Annotated in this window: 18 protein-coding genes; 7 read left to right on the top strand and 11 right to left on the bottom strand. The window is 63.6% G+C overall.

What is annotated here, in order from left to right; translation table 11 throughout:
- Nucleotides 1-354: 354 nt before the first annotated feature.
- The 4 genes from ftsH to pyk form a co-directional block, all read right to left on the bottom strand.
- Complete coding sequence (ftsH, locus tag KBY83_RS14005; RefSeq protein ID WP_255020175.1) at nt 355-2271, bottom strand: ATP-dependent zinc metalloprotease FtsH; 1917 nt, start codon at nt 2269-2271, stop codon at nt 355-357.
- A 58-nt stretch (nt 2272-2329) separates the two neighbouring features.
- On the bottom strand, nt 2330-2599 hold the full coding sequence (locus KBY83_RS14000; protein WP_255020178.1) for a DUF1830 domain-containing protein: 270 nt from the start codon (nt 2597-2599) through the stop codon (nt 2330-2332).
- A 141-nt stretch (nt 2600-2740) separates the two neighbouring features.
- Nucleotides 2741-3970 carry an ABC transporter permease gene (locus KBY83_RS13995; protein WP_255020174.1) on the bottom strand — a complete coding sequence of 410 codons (1230 nt, stop codon included), beginning with the start codon at nt 3968-3970 and terminating at the stop codon, nt 2741-2743.
- Between the two features lie 23 nt (nt 3971-3993).
- Nucleotides 3994-5778: a pyruvate kinase gene (pyk, locus tag KBY83_RS13990; protein ID WP_255020172.1), complete on the bottom strand. Its 1785-nt coding sequence runs from the start codon at nt 5776-5778 to the stop codon at nt 3994-3996.
- Nucleotides 5779-5835: 57 nt separating this feature from the next.
- Between pyk and KBY83_RS13985 the strand changes: the two genes are divergently transcribed.
- Both KBY83_RS13985 and KBY83_RS13980 read left to right on the top strand, forming a co-directional pair.
- Complete coding sequence (locus KBY83_RS13985; RefSeq protein ID WP_255020170.1) at nt 5836-6165, top strand: nucleoside triphosphate pyrophosphohydrolase family protein; 330 nt, start codon at nt 5836-5838, stop codon at nt 6163-6165.
- Between the two features lie 56 nt (nt 6166-6221).
- On the top strand, nt 6222-6674 hold the full coding sequence (locus KBY83_RS13980) for a hypothetical protein (protein ID WP_255020169.1): 453 nt from the start codon (nt 6222-6224) through the stop codon (nt 6672-6674).
- On the opposite strand, the gene KBY83_RS13975 is transcribed toward KBY83_RS13980, so the two are convergent.
- From KBY83_RS13975 to ilvA, 3 genes are read right to left on the bottom strand one after another with little or no spacing between them, the layout of a single operon-like run.
- Nucleotides 6668-6955: a YggT family protein gene (locus KBY83_RS13975; protein ID WP_106501631.1), complete on the bottom strand. Its 288-nt coding sequence runs from the start codon at nt 6953-6955 to the stop codon at nt 6668-6670. The genes KBY83_RS13980 and KBY83_RS13975 overlap by 7 nt on opposite strands.
- A 23-nt stretch (nt 6956-6978) precedes the next feature.
- Nucleotides 6979-7488 (bottom strand): SMC-Scp complex subunit ScpB, encoded by a 510-nt coding sequence (scpB, locus tag KBY83_RS13970; RefSeq protein ID WP_255020168.1) that lies wholly within the window; start codon nt 7486-7488, stop codon nt 6979-6981.
- 28 nt (nt 7489-7516) lie between these two features.
- Nucleotides 7517-9088 carry a threonine ammonia-lyase, biosynthetic gene (gene ilvA / locus KBY83_RS13965; protein WP_255020166.1) on the bottom strand — a complete coding sequence of 524 codons (1572 nt, stop codon included), beginning with the start codon at nt 9086-9088 and terminating at the stop codon, nt 7517-7519.
- A 73-nt stretch (nt 9089-9161) separates the two neighbouring features.
- Between ilvA and dxs the strand changes: the two genes are divergently transcribed.
- Entirely contained in the window at nt 9162-11090 is a 1929-nt protein-coding gene (gene dxs / locus KBY83_RS13960; RefSeq protein ID WP_255020165.1) for a 1-deoxy-D-xylulose-5-phosphate synthase, read from the top strand.
- On the top strand, nt 11038-12288 hold the full coding sequence (locus tag KBY83_RS13955) for an NAD(P)/FAD-dependent oxidoreductase (RefSeq protein ID WP_315858989.1): 1251 nt from the start codon (nt 11038-11040) through the stop codon (nt 12286-12288). The genes dxs and KBY83_RS13955 overlap by 53 nt, the downstream gene beginning before the upstream one ends.
- 24 nt (nt 12289-12312) lie before the next feature.
- Here the strand turns inward: KBY83_RS13955 and psaK are convergent, their stop codons facing one another.
- Genes psaK through KBY83_RS13935 form a run of 4 tightly spaced genes read right to left on the bottom strand, consistent with a single transcriptional unit; the run spans nt 12313 to nt 14339 of the window.
- Entirely contained in the window at nt 12313-12570 is a 258-nt protein-coding gene (gene psaK / locus KBY83_RS13950; protein ID WP_255020163.1) for a photosystem I reaction center subunit PsaK, read from the bottom strand.
- 55 nt (nt 12571-12625) lie between these two features.
- Nucleotides 12626-13708 carry a transporter substrate-binding domain-containing protein gene (locus KBY83_RS13945; protein WP_255020162.1) on the bottom strand — a complete coding sequence of 361 codons (1083 nt, stop codon included), beginning with the start codon at nt 13706-13708 and terminating at the stop codon, nt 12626-12628.
- Nucleotides 13708-14037: a DUF3593 domain-containing protein gene (locus tag KBY83_RS13940; protein WP_106501637.1), complete on the bottom strand. Its 330-nt coding sequence runs from the start codon at nt 14035-14037 to the stop codon at nt 13708-13710. Before KBY83_RS13940 ends, KBY83_RS13945 begins: the two co-directional genes overlap by 1 nt.
- Entirely contained in the window at nt 14034-14339 is a 306-nt protein-coding gene (locus tag KBY83_RS13935) for a DUF2499 domain-containing protein (RefSeq protein WP_255020160.1), read from the bottom strand. The genes KBY83_RS13940 and KBY83_RS13935 overlap by 4 nt, the downstream gene beginning before the upstream one ends.
- Before the next feature lie 49 nt (nt 14340-14388).
- Here KBY83_RS13935 and csaB point away from each other — a divergent pair, with 49 nt between their 5' ends.
- From csaB to KBY83_RS13920, 3 genes are all read left to right on the top strand, one after another.
- Nucleotides 14389-15480 carry a polysaccharide pyruvyl transferase CsaB gene (gene csaB / locus KBY83_RS13930; protein WP_255020158.1) on the top strand — a complete coding sequence of 364 codons (1092 nt, stop codon included), beginning with the start codon at nt 14389-14391 and terminating at the stop codon, nt 15478-15480.
- Nucleotides 15481-15663: 183 nt separating this feature from the next.
- The gene (locus KBY83_RS13925; RefSeq protein ID WP_255020156.1) at nt 15664-15921 is read left to right on the top strand and encodes a hypothetical protein; all 258 of its coding nucleotides are present in this window, start codon (nt 15664-15666) and stop codon (nt 15919-15921) included.
- 658 nt (nt 15922-16579) lie between these two features.
- Nucleotides 16580-16822 carry a hypothetical protein gene (locus KBY83_RS13920; protein WP_255020155.1) on the top strand — a complete coding sequence of 81 codons (243 nt, stop codon included), beginning with the start codon at nt 16580-16582 and terminating at the stop codon, nt 16820-16822.
- The last annotated feature ends 66 nt before the right edge of the window (nt 16823-16888 follow it).

Raw genomic sequence — 16888 nt, 5'->3', positions numbered from 1 at the left:
CGGCTGGCAGGCTTTCAATCGATCCGCACCGGGATGCAGTCGGTGATGCACGACATCACGGCGCTGATGGCGATGGTCATGCGCAGGACACAGCCCAACCCTTGCTAAGACTTTGAATCAGCCCTGCTTGCTGGCCCTTCTTCAGGTGGATCACAGCTCAGCTCCAGGCGCCAAGTGGTCGATTGAAACCCCCGGCCCTCCCCGAGCAGCTTGGCTTCCAGGCTTTTGACATTTGAGGAGTCGAATCGCGTGGCGGCGGGCTGGGTGGCTCGCTGGCTAGCGGAGCACCCACAGAGTGCACCCACGACGAGTCGCGTGGATGCCGGTCCTGTGATGGCTAGTGCTACTGCTTGATCAGCCGGCCAGCAGGGGCGAGAAGCGCTCCTTCTCTGGAATTGCCGTGAATTCGGCCACGATGGCGCGGAATTCTTCGCCATCGAGGCTCTCTTTCTCGATCAGTAGCTCCACTACCCGATCCATGCAGGCGCGGTGCTCTGCCACCAACTTGACCGTGTCTGCGTAGCAGCTGTGCACCATCTGGCGCACGGCATCATCGATCTTGCTGGCAAGGCGATCGGAGCCATCGCTGCGGGTCATTAGGTCACGGCCCAGGAAAACCTCCTGGTTGCCTGCTTCAAAGGAAACCTGGCCAAGATCGCTCATGCCAAACCGGGTGACCATTTGGCGGGCAATCGAGGCGACCTGCTGGATGTCACCACCTGCACCAGTTGTGACCTCTGCGTGGCCGAAGACCACATCCTCGGCAGCCCGGCCGCCGAGGGCACCCATGATGCGAGCTCGGAGCTGGGCCCGGCTCACCAACATCTGCTCCTCGTCGGGGGAGAACCAGGTAAGTCCCTGGGCCTGCCCCCGTGGAATCAGGGTGACCTTCTGAACGGGGTCATGGGCCTGCACCAGGGTGCCCACCAGGGCATGGCCAACCTCGTGATATGCGATCAGGCGCTTGCTGCGCCCATCGGTGAGGGGCTTGCCCTCCATGCCGGCAATGATCCGATCGACGGCATCATCAATTTCGGCAAGTGAAGTGGCCTCCTTGCGGCGCCGGGCCGTGAGGATTGCCGCTTCATTAAGCAGGTTGGCGAGATCGGCGCCGGAGAAGCCCGGGGTACGGCGAGCAATCACTTCGAGGCTTACATCGTCGGCCAGTTTCTTATCGCGGCTGTGCACCTTGAGCACAGACAGCCTTCCTTTGATGTCTGGCACATCAACTTGAACCTGGCGATCGAAACGACCTGGGCGCAGCAGGGCTGAATCGAGCACGTCGGCTCGGTTTGTTGCGGCAATGATGATGATGCCGCTATTGCCTTCAAAGCCGTCCATCTCGGTGAGCAGCTGGTTGAGGGTTTGCTCCCTCTCGTCGTTACCGCCGCCGACACCTGCACCACGCTGGCGTCCCACCGCATCGATTTCGTCGATGAAGATCAAACAAGGGCTGTTTTCTTTAGCTCGCTTGAACAGGTCGCGAACCCGGCTGGCGCCCACGCCAACAAACATTTCAACGAATTCAGATCCTGAAAGCGAGAAGAAGGGAACTCCGGCTTCACCAGCAATTGCCTTGGCTAGCAGGGTTTTACCGGTACCTGGAGGTCCTACCAGCAGCACACCCTTGGGGATCTTGGCGCCAACTGAAGTGAAGCGCTCGGGGGTTTTTAGGAAGGTGACAACCTCCTGGAGGTCCTGCTTGGCCTCTTCAACACCAGCCACGTCGTCAAATTTGACGCCAGTTTCAGCTTCCATGGCAAACCGGGCTTTGGTTTTGCCGAATTGCATCGCCTGACCGGGGCCCCCGGGCATGCCGCTGCCGCGGCGTGAAAGGAAGATCAGCGAACCGATCAGCAGCAATGGGAAGAGCAGATTGCCGAGCAATCCAAGAGCTGGTGGAGCGGTTTTGGGTGGATGGATATCGAAGCTGATGCCCTGCTCTTTGAGCTTGTTGACGAGCTCTGGAGCAACACCGGGCAGGTCTACGCGCAGACGCTGTACCCGATTGTCGAGGTCAGGATCCACAGCCTCGATAACTGCACTGCGACCGCCGTCGAAAATATCAACCGCCGTTACCCGGCCCGCATCGACGTAATCGAGGAAGCGGCCGTAGCTCATGCGGGCTACGGCCGCATTGCGCGGAGCAACCGTGGCGCCTTCAGGTTTGAAACGGGCCGTGCCGCCGTTACCAAGCAGCTGCCAGCCGAGGAATGCGACCACTGCCAGGGGCAGCAGCCAGAGGGCAATCAGACGCCAGCGCTGGTTCATAGCTGAGACACTTTGTTGACAAGTGTAACGGCGCCAGGCCCCCTCCCCGAGCCCTGCTTCAGCTAGCCGTTGCCCAGGGCAGCGCTTCGAATTGGGCCGGTTGAGCTGGTAGGGACGGTGGATCGTTAATCAGATCGCCGGAGTTAACGGTCTCCACCAATTCGGGCCCACCGAGGCCGTGGGTCCAGATCTTCACCACGCTGCTTGGTGGGCACTGGAAGCTGAGCAGCTCGAAGGGAAATACCACTCGTTCGAGGAAGAACTGCTCGGGACCGATGCAGCGCAATATCACCATCCGATCGCTGGTATTGCGGTAACTGCACGCCATTTGGGCCACGACTGAATCCCGATTTCTCCACCCATAAAGCCACTGGCTTGAGTGCGGGTTTAGTGACGGACGCCACTGTTTTCGGTTTTTAATGGTTTTTTCTGGTTTCGTCCCGTCGCTGCCCCGGCTCACCAGACCGGTTCAAAGGCTGCGCAAGGCAACGATTGGGTCGAGGCGCGCAGCCCGGCGGGCGGGCACTACGCCGAAGAAAAGGCCAATCGAACCGGATAGCCCCACCGTGACCAGTACCGTGGCCGCCCCAATCGATGCCGGTAGGGGTGTCAGAACGCCAACCACAGCCACCGTGCCAATGCCCACGGCGCTGCCGATCACGCCCCCCAGGCTGGCCAGCACCAGCGACTCCACTAGAAACTGCAGCAACACATCGCCGCTGCGGGCGCCGAGGGCTTTGCGCAGGCCGATCTCCTCGGTGCGCTCACTCACCGACACCAACATGATGTTCATGATGCCGATGCCGCCCACCAGCAGCGACACGGCGCCGATGGCCGCCAGCATCAAGGTGAGGCCACCAGTGATCGTGCTCACGATCGTGAGGGCATCTTTCTGGGAGCGCACGGCAAAATCGTCTTCCCGCAGGATCCGGTGTCGCTGGCGCAGCAGGTTGGTGATCTGAAAGCTCGCGGCCCCCGTGCTCTGCTCGTCGCGGGCTTCGACGCTGATGAAATTTAGGCTGACCCCGTAGGTGGGGTCGCGTCCTGAAAGCTTGCTCACCATGGTGCTGAGGGGCACGTAGGCGTTCTCGTCTTGGTTTTGACCAAATACGGCTCCCTTGGGTTCAAGAACGCCGATCACTTCGAACAGCTGGTTGCGAATACGCAGCTGGCGCCCCACTGGCGCCTTGCCTGGAAACATCTTTGTGCCCAAGTCAGGCCCCACCACGGTGACATTGCGAGCGCCGTTGAGATCGCTGGCGGTGAAGAAGCGCCCCTGGGCAATCTCAAATTGACGAACCGGCAGAAACTCCGGTGTAACACCGAGAATTGACGTGCTGCTGCTCAGTCCGCCCGCCTGAACCACCCCGCTCAAGGTGATCTGGGGGGCTACCCGCTTGACGCTGGGTACCTGCTCGCCGATGGCGACCGCGTCTTCTAACACGAGGTTTTTGGGGAAGTCGATGCCCTGGCGCCGGGTGTCGTTGCTGCCAGGCACTACAAAAAGCACGTTGGCGCCGAGATTGCTTAGCTGCCCTTCGGCCAGGTTCTGGGCGCCTCGCCCCACCCCCACCAAGGTGATTACGGAGGCATTGCCGATGACGATGCCGAGCATGGTCAGCAAACTGCGCAGCCGATTGGAGCGCAGGGTGCTCAGGGCCATGCCGACGGTTTCCCGCATGGGGAGCTTGGTTGGCATGGCTGCGGTGGCGGCTGCTGGCCCTAAACGATGGCGGGTCTGTCGTCAGCGTCGTGGCTGCGGGCGCCCCGATGCACCTCGCCGCGCTGCAGATCCAGGGTCACGATTTCCCCCTGACGCAGGTTTGCGATCGCGTTACAGACACCCACAATCGTTGGTACGCCAGTGCGCTCGGCGATCAAGGCGGCATGGCTCTCGAGGCCACCGGCTTCCGTAACTACCCCTTTGGCTTTGCGAATCGCCTCGACGTAATCGGCGCAGGTTTCATGCACCACCAGGATTTCGCCAGATTGGATTGCCGCCGCTGCCTCTGGACTATCAACCAGGCGAACTCGACCGCTCACGGATCCAGTGCCGACGCCGGTTCCCTTAGAGAGCACCGCGGAGACGATGCCCACCTTGATGAAGTCGGTGGAGCCGCTGATACCCGAGAGGGTGCCGGCTGTTTGAACGACTAGGTCACCATCGCGAAGAAAGCCCAGCTCGCGTGCCATGCCCATGGCCAGGCTGAAGGTGCTGGTGGAGGAGCTCTGCTCCTCCACTACCAAGGGGTTGACGCCCCAGCAAAGCTGCAGCTGCCGGGCCACATTCACCTCGCTGGTGATCGCCAAAATTGGGGTGCTGGGGCGGAACTTGCTGACACTGCGAGCCGTAGAGCCCCCCTTGGTGAGCGGCAAAATTGCGGCCGCATTCAGCTGGCGAGCAATGCTGCTCACTGCCTGGCAGATGGCATTGGGGATGGTGGTTGCCATGTGGCTATCGAGCACCCGGCGGGGGTAATCCCGCTCGATGCGCCGGGCGATTATGGCCATGGTGGCCACCGCTTCCACGGGGAAATCGCCCACAGCGCTCTCATTGGAGAGCATCACGGCATCGGTGCCATCAAGGATGGCGTTGGCTACGTCGCTCACCTCGGCCCGGGTGGGCCTGGGGCAGCTCACCATTGAATCGAGCATCTGGGTGGCAGTGATCACCGGGATGCCAAGACTGTTGGCCTTGCGAATCAGCTCCTTCTGCAACAGGGGAACTTCTTCGGCGGGCATCTCAACGCCAAGGTCGCCCCGAGCAACCATCACCCCGTCGCAGAGGGGCAGGATGTCGTCGATCTGATCGATGGCCTCAAACTTTTCAATCTTGGCCACCACGGGGGTGTCGTGGCCATGGCTGCGGATCAGTTCGCGGATCTCGCGCATGTCCGAGGGGTTGCGCACAAAGCTGAGGGCCACCCAATCAACCCCCTGCTTCAGCCCAAATGCCAGATCAACGCGGTCTTTCTCGGTGAGGGCACGGATAGAGAGCTGCACATCGGGGAAATTCACTCCCTTGTTGTTCGAGAGCACTCCACCAACGGTGACGCTGCAGAAAAGGGTCTGCTCTGGCTTGTCGACGCTGTCGACCACCATCTCCACCCGACCGTCATCCAGCAGGATGCGACTGCCTGGCACCACCTCATCTGCCAGGGATGCGTAGGTGACGGTGGCAATCTTCTGATTGCAGGGCACGTCCCTAGATGTGAGGGTGAACTGATCACCCTTGGCCAGGGTGATCGGCCCATCGGCAAAGCGGCCCAAACGAATTTTGGGACCCTGCAGGTCCTGAAGGATGCCGAGCTCAATGCCCAGCTCCGTTGACACCTGGCGAATCGTGGCGATGCGAGCCGCATGCTCGCTGTGGTCGCCGTGAGAAAAATTGAGCCGGAAAGTAGTGGCGCCGGCTGCCACCAACTCGCGCAGACGTTCGGCGGATTCCGTGGCAGGCCCGATCGTGGCCACGATCTTGGTGCGACGCATGAGATCGGGCTGGGGCATGTAAACGCCAACAGACGACTGGAAACTACCATCCAGGCCTGCAATAGGCTGTCGTAGGTGGATTTTCAGCATTACCAAGAGGGTTGCCGCGCCACGGCCCGCTACCCAGATGCCGGTGCCAACCCCATTTATCCCACCCTGGGGCTGTGCGGTGAGGCTGGCGAGGTGGCCGACAAGGTCAAAAAGGTGCTGCGCGACAGTCAGGGCAGCTTTTCGCCTGAGGTGATTGCAGACCTGCAGCTCGAGCTTTGTGATGTGCTCTGGTACGTGGCCCAGCTCGCTACCGAACTTGGCCTGGAGCTAGAGCAAATTGCCCAGGCCAACCTCGACAAACTGGCCAGCCGCGCCGCCCGTAACGTGATTGGAGGCAGTGGTGACAGGCGGTGAGCAAGCAAGGTTTTGAGCTTGGGCCACGGCATGAGCTCGCAAAGTGGCTGTCGCGGTTGCTCGCTCTCCTAGTCATTGGTGCGCTGGTGCTGCCAGCTCCTGCCTGGGCAGCAGATCTCCAGGTATCTGAGCTGAGCATCGAACCCTGCCCCGCCGAGGACATCGGTGCCCAGCCAGAGTTGCGGCGCCCGGCTGGTGCCAGCTGCTACGCCCTGCGCGGCAGCGTGGTGAACCCCACCCGCAAGCCCGTTGTTGACACCGACGTATTTGCCCTGATCGTTGATTCAAGTGGCGAGCCGGTGCTGCAAAACCGCACCCGGGTGGGTTCGATCGGTGATGTGCCGCCTGGCACCTCTGCCTTTGCCCTGCGCCTATCGGTGCCGGCTGGCACCCCTGGACCGCTCAGCTTCCGCAATGTCAAGGCAAGAGGTTTCAGTGCCCCGGTGCGCACCCGCGCTGGTGTGGATGACGAGCTGCTGCCCCTTGAACAGGCCTTAGCTGATCAGTAACCAGCTCCGAGCACCGAAACGCTGGCGCCTTCGAGCAGGCTCTGCACCAGTTGCAGGGCAATAAAGGCCACGATCGCCGAAAGGTCTAGGCCGCCTAGGGGCGGAATCAGGCCGCGGAAGGCATTCAGGTAGGGATCGGTGATCGAGCTCACCGTCGAAAGCACGGGGTTACTCCAGTCGAGATTGGGAAACCAGCTCAGCAACACCCGCACTAGCAACACCAGGGTGTAGATGCTGAGGGTCTGGGCCAGAACCTGCAGCAGGAAACTCAGGGCGTCCATGGAATTTTGTTAGTGGGCCAACTCTAGGCAGCTTGCTTCCAGAGGTCAGCCTCAGCCTTGATGGCGAAGGTGCGGTGGAACTTCTCGCTGAGGGTGAGCCAGTAGGAGCGGCCCTCGCTTTGGCGCTTGCGCTCGATGAAATTTTGGGCCAGTAGCTCCTTGATGTGGTCGTAGGCGCCGGAGCCGCGCAACTCGACTAGATCAGATTGCAAAATCCGCTTTTTTAAGGCAATCGTGGCCAGGGTGCGTAGTGCGGCCGTGGATAGGTCCACGGGCAGGAGGTTTTGAACCAGGTCGGCCAGGCCATCGCGCAGCTGCAGGCTGTAGCGGTTGCCCTCCTGGCGCACCTCCAGGGCCGTATCCCGGTGGGCGTAGTCGGTGATCAAGGTGATCAAGCCAAGCTCCGCCTCCTCTCGGCTAACCGCAGCGATCTCAGCCAGCTCTGTCAGACTGAGGGGCCGGCCTTTCAAGTAGAGGATCGCCTCCATCCGGGCGGGCAGGGATAGGCCCTGAATCAGCCCCTTGCTTTGCATGGCCGCACGTTACCGCAGCTTTTTGGGCTCATGCCAGGGCTGGCAGGGGCGCTGAGCTGGGCCCCAAAAACAGTTTGTAGGCAGGGTTTGCCGATTCGTCCCAGTGCTGATACCCCAAGCCATCGAGGAACTCCTGCCAGGCGGGTCTGTCAGCGCGTGGCACCTGCACCCCCACCACGATCCGCCCCACGTCGGCGCCGTGGTTGCGGTAGTGAAAGATGCTGATGTTCCAGTTGGCGTGTAGGGCGTTTACGAACGCCATCAGGGCGCCTGGTTTTTCGGGGAACTCGAAGCGATAGAGCAGCTCTTCGCCCTGAGCGAGAGCCGGGCCGGCGCTGGCGGGCAGGCGGCCGCCCACCATGTGACGCAGGTGCAGCTTGGCCAGCTCGTTGTTGGAGAGGTCGAGGCAGGGGAAGCCGGCGTTCTGCACGTCGTTGATCAGTTGCTGCTCGTCGGCTGTGCCACTGGTTTGCACCCCTACAAAAATGTGAGCAACCCTGGGATCGGCCAGCCGGTAGCTGAACTCGCTGAGGCTGCGCTGGCCCAGCACGCCACAGAAGCGCCGCAGGCTGCCGGTCTGCTCGGGGATTTCCACCGCCAGCATCGCTTCGCGGTCTTCGCCGATCTCGGTGCGCTCGGCCACGAAGCGCAGCCGGTCGAAGTTCATGTTGGCGCCGCAGGCAACCGCCACCAATGTTTGGCCGTGCAAGCCCTGTTGCACCACATCGCGCTTCATGCCTGCTACGGCGAGGGCGCCGGCCGGTTCCAGGATCGATCTCGTGTCTTCGAACACGTCCTTGATGGCCGCGCAGATGGCGTCGGTGTCGACTGACACCATGCGATCCACCGTTTGCTTCGCCAATTCAAAAGTGAGCTCACCGACGCGGCGCACCGCCACGCCATCGGCGAAAAGGCCCACCTGCTCGAGCTGCACCCGCTCCCCGGCGGCTAGGGAGCGGGTCATGGCATCGGCGTCCACCGGCTCAACACCAACGATCTGAACTTGGGGCCAGAGGGTTTTGACGTAGGCCCCAATGCCGGCGATTAAGCCGCCACCGCCTACGGCCACATAAATAACGTCAGGCGGCGAGGAGCACTGGCGCAGGATCTCCAACCCGATCGTGCCTTGACCGGCGATCACATCGGGATCGTCAAAGGGATGGATGAAGCTGAGCCCCCGCTCAAGGCCCAGGCGCGTGGCTTCCGTGCAGGCGGCGTCGTAGTTGTCGCCATGCAGCACCACCTCGGCGCCCCGGGCCGCCACCGCTTTCACCTTCATCTCCGGTGTGGTGACAGGCATCACAATCACGGCCCTGCAGCCCAACTTCTGGGCGGCTAGCGCCACTCCCTGGGCATGGTTGCCGGCGCTGGCGGCGATCACGCCCCGCTCCAGCTCGGCAGGCGAGAGGCCAGCCATTTTGTTGTAGGCGCCGCGCAGCTTGAAGCTGAACACGGGCTGCAGATCCTCACGCTTCAGCAGCACCCGGTTGTGCAGGCGCGCCGAGAGATTCGGGGCAGGATCCAGTGGCGACTCAATGGCCACGTCGTAGACCCGCGCCCGCAGGATCCGTTGCAGATAGCTCTCAGGGGCCTCGCTCATCGCACCAGTGTCGCAATTCGGACCCCTGGGCGGAAGCTAAGGCCTAGATTGCACCCCACCTCCAGGGTTGTGCATGCATCTCAGCGAGCTGAGTCACCCGAATCAGCTGCACGGCCTGACCACGGCAGAGCTTGAAGCCATTGCCCGCCAGATTCGTGAGCGCCATCTGGAGGTGGTGAGCACCAGCGGCGGTCACCTGGGTCCTGGGCTGGGAGTGGTGGAGCTCACCCTCGCCCTCTATCAAACCCTCGATCTCGACCACGACAAAGTGGTGTGGGACGTGGGCCACCAGGCCTACCCCCACAAGTTGATTACGGGCCGCTACAAGGATTTCGACAGCCTGCGCCAGAAGAACGGGGTAGCGGGCTACCTCAAGCGCAGCGAGAGCCGCTTTGACCATTTCGGTGCCGGCCACGCCAGCACCTCGATTTCGGCGGCCCTAGGCATGGCCCTAGCCCGCGATCGCCGCGGGGAAGACTTCAAATGTGTGGCGGTGATCGGCGATGGCGCCCTCACCGGTGGCATGGCGCTAGAGGCGATCAACCACGCTGGCCACCTGCCGAAAACCAAGCTGGTGGTGGTGCTAAACGACAACGACATGTCGATTAGCCCACCGGTGGGGGCCCTTTCCACCTATCTCAACCGCATGCGGCTGAGCCCACCTCTGCAATTTCTGCAGGGCAATGCCGAGGAGGCGATCAAGCACCTGCCCTTCCTGCACGGCGAGCTGCCCAACGAGCTCAAAACTCTCAAAGAGAGCATGAAGCGTTTGGCGGTGCCCAAGGTGGGAGCCGTGTTTGAGGAGCTGGGCTTCACCTACATCGGCCCAATCGATGGCCACGACATCGCCGGCATGGTGCGCACCTTTGAACAGGCCCACCGCACCGAGGGGCCTGTGCTGGTGCATGTGGCCACCACCAAGGGCAAGGGCTACGCCTACGCCGAGGCCGATCAGGTGGGCTATCACGCCCAGAGCGCCTTTGATCTGGCCACTGGCAAGGCCTATCCCTCCAGCAAGCCGAAGCCTCCCAGCTACAGCAAGGTGTTTGGCCAGACGCTGGTGAAGCTCTGCGAACAGGACCCCACCGTGGTGGGCATCACCGCTGCAATGGCCACCGGCACCGGACTGGATCTGCTGGAGAAGGCTTTTCCGGCGCAGTATTTCGATGTGGGTATCGCCGAGCAGCACGCCGTCACCATGGCGGCTGGCATGGCCTGCGAAGGGCTCAAGCCCGTGGTGGCTGTTTACAGCACCTTCCTGCAGCGCGCCTACGACCAGTTGATTCACGACGTCGGCATCCAGAACCTGCCGGTCACCTTTGTGCTGGATCGGGCCGGCATCGTTGGCGCCGACGGCCCTACCCACCAGGGTCAATACGACATCAGCTACTTCCGCGCCGTCCCCAATTTCACGGTGATGGCCCCCAAGGATGAGGCTGAGCTGCAGCGCATGCTGGTGACCTCAATTCATCACAGCGGCCCCTGCGCCCTGCGCATTCCCCGCGGCGAAGGCGAGGGGGTTCCTTTGGCTGAAGAAGGTTTTGAACCCTTAGAGATCGGCCGGGGCGAGCTGCTCACCGATGGCGACGACCTGCTGATCGTGGCCTACGGCGCCATGGTGGCTCCGGCGATGGCTACGGCCGGACTGCTGCAGGAAAAGGGTCTGCGGGCGGCCGTGATCAATGCCCGCTTCCTGCGGCCCCTTGATGAGGCCTTGATTCTCCCCATGGCCCATCGCATCGGCAAGGTGGTGACCATGGAGGAAGGCTCCTTGGCGGGTGGCTTCGGGGCTGCGGTGGTGGAAACCCTCAGCGACCACGACGTGCTGGTGTCGGTGCTGCGCATCGGCATCCCCGACGTGCTCGTGGACCACGCCAGCCCGGAGCAGAGCAAGCACAGCCTGGGCCTCACCCCACCCCAGATGGCGGAGCGGATCATCACCCGTTTTGGTGTTCCCCTTCAAAGCAGTCTCCCTGCTGCGGCTGCGCCAGTTGCTGTCTGAACCGGAGCCCTACGACTGCGAAGTGCTTGTGGTGGGTGCTGGCCCTTCGGGTGCTGAGCTAGCCCGCCTACTTGCCCAGGCTGGGGTTGATGTGCTGCTGGTTGATCGGCTTAAGCATTTGGGTCAGGCGGCTTTCAGTAGTGCGGCCCTGCCGCTTGAGACCCTCGATCGCTTTGGCATACCCGCTCACGTTGTGGCGGCGCGCTGGAGTGGCTGGCAACTGGTGGGGCCAGGCGACCAGCGCCGGCTGTGGAGCGCAGGCCAACCCCTCGGCGCCGTGCTCGATTTTGGTGCCCTGCGTCAGTGGCTAGCTGGCCAGGCCCAGGCCTGGGGCGCCCGCCTGCAGCTCGGCGTCACGGCCATTGGCTGGCATCAAGATCGCGCTGGTGTTAACACCTTGGTGCGCGATGGCGCTGCTGGTCGCCGCCGGCTGCGCAGCCGCTGGCTGGTGGATGCCAGCGGCGAGGGCCGAGCCCTGATTGGCGAGCAGGCAAAGCTGGCCGATCCGCTGGTGGCCGGCCTAGGGGTGGAGTGGTTGCTGCAGGTGGATCCCGAGCAGCACCGGCCCTGGGCAGACAGGCTCAGCTTTTTCCTTGGCAGCGACTGGGTGCGGCAGGGTTACGGCTGGGTATTTCCGATGGCACCGGGCCAGCTCAAGGTGGGGGTGTGCCGCTTGGCCGATCCCAGCCGTGCCCAGCCAGCGCTGGCTCTGGAGCTGGGCGCCTTAGTGCAACGCTGCGGCCTAGGCCAAGCCGAGGTGCTCGATCGCCATGGGGGACGCATTCGCAGCACGGTCCGCCGCCATGAACCCCACCGGCTGGGCAGGCTGATCGGGTTAGGTGACGCGGTGAGCACGGCCAATTTGCTGGGTGGGGAGGGCATCCGCCACGCCCTGGCCAGTGCCCGGGTGCTGGCACCGCTATTGCTGGAGGCCCTGGCCCAACCAGCTGGCTCTGTCGGCCTAGACCAATACCCGAGGCTGCTAAAGCGAGAGCTGGGCTGGCGCTGGAGCCTGAGTGGCCGCCTAGCTAGGCGCACCTGGCTAGGACTGGCTGATGCCAGGGCCGATGCTCGCCTGGAGCGCCTGCTGGCTGGCTTGCAAACCCGGCGGGCGGAGGATCTCTCCGCCCTGTTGTTTGACTACCGCTTTGAGCGCTACGGGCTTAAAGCGCTGCCCTACTTGCTGGGTTGGCGCTGAGCCCTGAGGGTGGAACCCAGGTTTTCAGACAACGCCGCGGGAGGCCATGCCAAGGATGGCGCCCATGCCGAGGATGTGGCCGAGGCTCAAGGTGCCGAGCATGGCGCCGTGGCTGAAACCGCCAAATAGGCCGGCGCTGGGCAGCTTCAGACCAACGTTTTGATGTTGGATCGTGGCCTTGCCCAGGGCAATGGCAATCACGTTGCAGACAATCATCACCAACGCCACCTTGGGTGACCAGGTGATGGTGGCGGGGGCAAGGGCCAGGAGAGGAGCGATCATGGAGCAGGTGCCAACGCCCCATCTTCCGGTCAGCACCGCCTATGGATGACCCGGCTTAAGACTTGTTCATTGCCTGCTGCCGCAGCCGGGTGACTACGCCATCGCGCTTGAGCCTGCCAAGCGCTTCATTGATCCGGGTTTCCAGGTCTTCGCTGATGCCTGGTGAGAGGGCGAATGCCTGGGATTGGGGGTTGAGGTTGCGCAGCGCCAGCCCGTAGAGCTTGTGGGGCAGTTGCTGCAGCAAAAAGTCGAGCTGGATGTCGTCGGCGAGCACCGCATCCACGGCATCAGCAGCCAGCAGGCTGTCGGCACGGATCACCTGATCGAGCTCGCGCAGCTGAATCGGCGGCTGCAGGCCGGAGTCGTTGAGTCTTTGCAGTAGGTCGTCGCTGACGGTGCCAGGCCGCACGGCAACCCGCTGGCCGGCGAGATCGTTGAGGCTGCGGATGTTGGGGCTCGCCAATTCCTGGTTGCCCCGCACGACGTTCAAGGTGACGTAGCTGACCAGCAGCGAGGCCGTGATGATCCGCACCAAGTAGGCCATAAAGACAAAGGTGTGGCCCCGTGTACTAACAACCACGGTGTTTGTGCCAGGGCCGGTGGCGAGCACCTGAAAGATCAGGGCGAAGGCGCGGCGCGGCCCGATCTCCCAGCTGCTGGGTTTGCTGCCGTTGCGCTCCACCTGCCAGACAGCCACGCTCAACAGGCCTATCAGCACCACGTAGGCCACCAGCAGCCTGATCAGATCAGGAGCCAGCAGGCTGCGCAGCAGGGAACTGCCGAGCTCCAGCTGGTTGCGTTTGACCATCACCCCCAAGCCCGATTCCTGAAAGGGCAGGCTGAAGCGGTTCTGGCGGATGCGTTCTGGTGAGATGGTGATGCAGCCGATCGCAACGTCCACTTCGTTGCGCTTGGTGGCCGCCAGCAGCTCGGTTGTGTTGTCTGCTGGCACCAGTACGTAGGGGATCCGCTCCTGGTCGGCGACCTGTTGCCACAGTTCCACGGCCATGCCACTCCAACTGCCCCGCTGGCGGTAGGAGCAGGGCTGGGAGCCATCGGCTAGGCCGACTCTTAATACGGGTGCAGCCTGGCTGGGCCCAGCGGCCATGCTGACGACTATCGCCAGAAGCCAGAGCATCAGGATCGGGGCGGTTGGGCCGTGATCACGGCGCCAATGCCGCTGAAGCCAAGTACCACCAGCAGGTTGGAGATCGTGAGCAGCGATTCAGCTCCCCCATGCAGGGAATCCACATTGGCCAGCAGCTCGCCGTAGCGCAGTTGGGCCACGATGGCGGCGGCAATCGTGACGGCCACAAACACGAGGGTGAATTGAAAACCCCGCAGGGCCAGCTTGGGGAACCCCTCAATCCGCCCTGCCCACCAAAGGAAGGCTAGATAGGGGAGTAGCGACAACACGAACAAAGGCGTGGGGTCGATGCCGGCAAGCCAGCCGAGGGGGCCGCTCATGGCGTCGTCTGCCGCTGCTGGCGCAGCAGGTTCCAGGCTGCAAGTGCCAAGGCGGCGTTGCCAATGGTGGTGAGGCCCGCCTGAAACACCACCAGGCCCTGCAGGTTTGGGCTGTTGTCAAACAGATGCCAGGTGCAGGCAGCCATGGCGCTTACCAAGGCCGGCAACATTGCCAGGCTCAACCAACGCCAACCGCCCTCCCGGCGAGCCACCCCCAGGCGCTGCACGGCCACCATCGCTACCACCCACTCGAGCACCGAGGTGACGTGAATCCACCAGGTGGGCAGGGAGAGGGCATGCATTGACTGATCTTGACAGGGTGAGAAGCTGTGCGTCTGATACCTGGTTTAGGTGCGCGTGATCAGGCCGGCCAAGACGGATCAGTCAGCGCAGCGGCTGTTGCTTTGCGGCTACTACGGCGAGCACAACCTGGGCGACGACGCCCTGCTGGAGGTGTTGCTGGCCCAGTTGCCAGCTGGCTGCCTCACCACGGTTACGGCCCACGACGGTGCCCTCGTGCGGGAGCGCTTTGGGGTTGATACGGTGGCGCGCCGCAGTCTGCCCCTGGTGCTCAAGGCGCTGCGGCACTGTGATGCCTTGGTGCTTGGCGGCGGCAGCCTGCTGCAGGATTCCACCAGTTTCAAGAGCCTGCTCTATTACGCAGCTCTGATTGGAGCCGCCCGCTTGCAGGCCAAGCCTGTGCTGCTTTGGGGTCAGGGGCTGGGGCCCCTGCAGCGGCGGCGCAGCCGAATGCTGGTGAGCTGCCTACTGCGCTTGGCAACGGCTGTGAGCTGGCGCGACCCGGAGTCGGCGGCCCTGGCCAGGAGCCTGGGGTGTGATGGACCCGTGGGCAGCGATCCGGTCTGGGGCCTACCTCCCCAGCAATGGCGCGGCAGGGGCGGCCCCCTGGTGCTTTGCTTCCGCCCCACCCGCCAGTTACAGGGTTCAGCTTGGAGCCCCTATCTGGCCGCCCTGGATCAGTTGGCCGCTAGCCACGACCGGGAGGTGATCTGGCTGCCTTTCCACGCCAACCAGGACAGGGGCCTGCTGGAGCAGCTGCGCCGTGAGCAGCTGCTGCCGCCAGGGCTGGCAGCCCGCAGTCGGGAGGTGCTGGCTGAGCGGCCCCAGGAGGCGATGGCCATATGCAGCGGCGCTGGCTTGGTGGTGGCGATGCGGCTGCACGGCCTGATCCTGGCAGCCCTCTCCGGTGCGCCCTGCGCCGCCCTCAGCTACGACCCCAAGGTGGCAGCCGCCGCCGCCAACCTGGGCTGCCCATGTCAGAGCCTGGATGGGGGGCCGGCTCTTCAAGCGCCCTTGCTGGCGGCCTGGTGCGCTGAGCTCGACACACCTCCGGCGGCGGCCCGCTTGGCGGAGCTCCGGCAGCAGACGGCCGTGCACCAGCTGGTGCTCCAGACCTTTGACGCCACGGCAGAGGTTTCTTAGCAGGGGGCATGAGCTCCTCCACCACTGCGCCGGTTGGCACCGTGCTGCCGGTGCGCCAGTAAGACGTGCAAACCGGGAGCGCCGTCGCAGCTGGGTTGTCACCCCCAGAATGCCCACGGGAACAGGGATTAGCGCTCCTAGGGATGGTGGTTGGCGTCCCATCTGACGGCAACGCCGCTACCCTTGCCGCCGTTTCTGCGGCCGCACGGGCCCCTCTATCTCGACTCAATCACCATGCCCCGCGCCGCCGCGCAGCCCTGGGAGCGCCAGCTTGTGAAGGCCACCCGCGGCCGGGGGTGGACGCTGGTCTTGCAACGCGGTGGCCGCACCCAGATCACCCGGCGCTGGAGCGATGACACCCGCAGCAGCGTGACGGTCAGCACCCGGTGGGCACCCAGCAGGTCCGGGGTGGTGTTTTGGCCCGCAGGGGTGGAGCGCTAACTGCACTACATGGTGCAGACCTCCGGGTGAGTGTAGCTGAGCACCTGGGCGAAGCATCAGTCCCGCTACATGTGCGAGGCCCCGGAGGTGTTGGGGGCAGCGTCCGGCGCCCCGGTATGGCCGGGCTGTTCTGGAGGCCCACCCCACACCCCCGGGCAAACAGGGCTGGCGTGAGCGGCTGGGGCATGTGGCCAGGTTCCTGGAGTTTGCGGTGCGGCACTGCGGCGTCCCGGCCCGGTATCGGACGCCCGAGGCGATGGGTGAGCTGATCGGCAAGCGGCTGTATCGGGCGGTGCCAGATCCAAGTTGGCGGCAGGGGATCGGCCTGGCCGGGGTGTTCGGGCTGCGGTCGCCAGTTCGATCGGCTGTACCGGCTAGACGATCCGACACCCGTGGCGAATCCACCGCGCTGGCGCCTGCCGGTTCAGCACAAACTGCCCCTGCAGCCCGATGCCCACGATCTGATGAATCGAGTGCCGTTGCAGACCTGGGTGGAGTTCGGCGTGGCGCCGGACTGGCTGCCGGCCGCCTGTTCGGGATCGGCTGCCCAGGGCGACCTGGAGCAGCGGCGCAGGCTCCACTACGGTCAATACGCTGCAGGAGATCCAGCTGCTGTTCACCGCCCTGCCGCAATAGCCCACCGCCTGAAGCCATCCCGGTGCCGTTTAAGGACAGCCCCGAATGGGATGCGTTCTGCCGGGTCAACCCGCTCCACATGGCTGCCTGCGGCAAGGCCAGCGAGGCCGTCACCACGGCCTGGATCAATCAGATAGTGGAGTGGTTTCACGAGGGCAAGGCTTATTTCCCCAGGCCCCACTGGGCTCGCTCCAGTGGGGCCTGGGGCAGGGCTGATTCAAAGTCTGGCACAGGCGAGCTTGCCTGGGCTGCCAGCATGAGTTGAGGTCGGCGGAATTGCCTCCTCCCTGTGCCCGAAAGCCATTCAGCCGCAACAGATCTCGATCTTATC

The sequence above is a fragment of the Cyanobium sp. WKJ7-Wakatipu genome (genome assembly GCF_024345355.1).
Taxonomy (GTDB): Bacteria; Cyanobacteriota; Cyanobacteriia; order PCC-6307; family Cyanobiaceae; genus Cyanobium_A; species Cyanobium_A usitatum.
The sequence above is the reverse complement of the archived record's forward strand: the minus strand, read 5'-3'. Positions and strand labels throughout refer to the sequence as shown.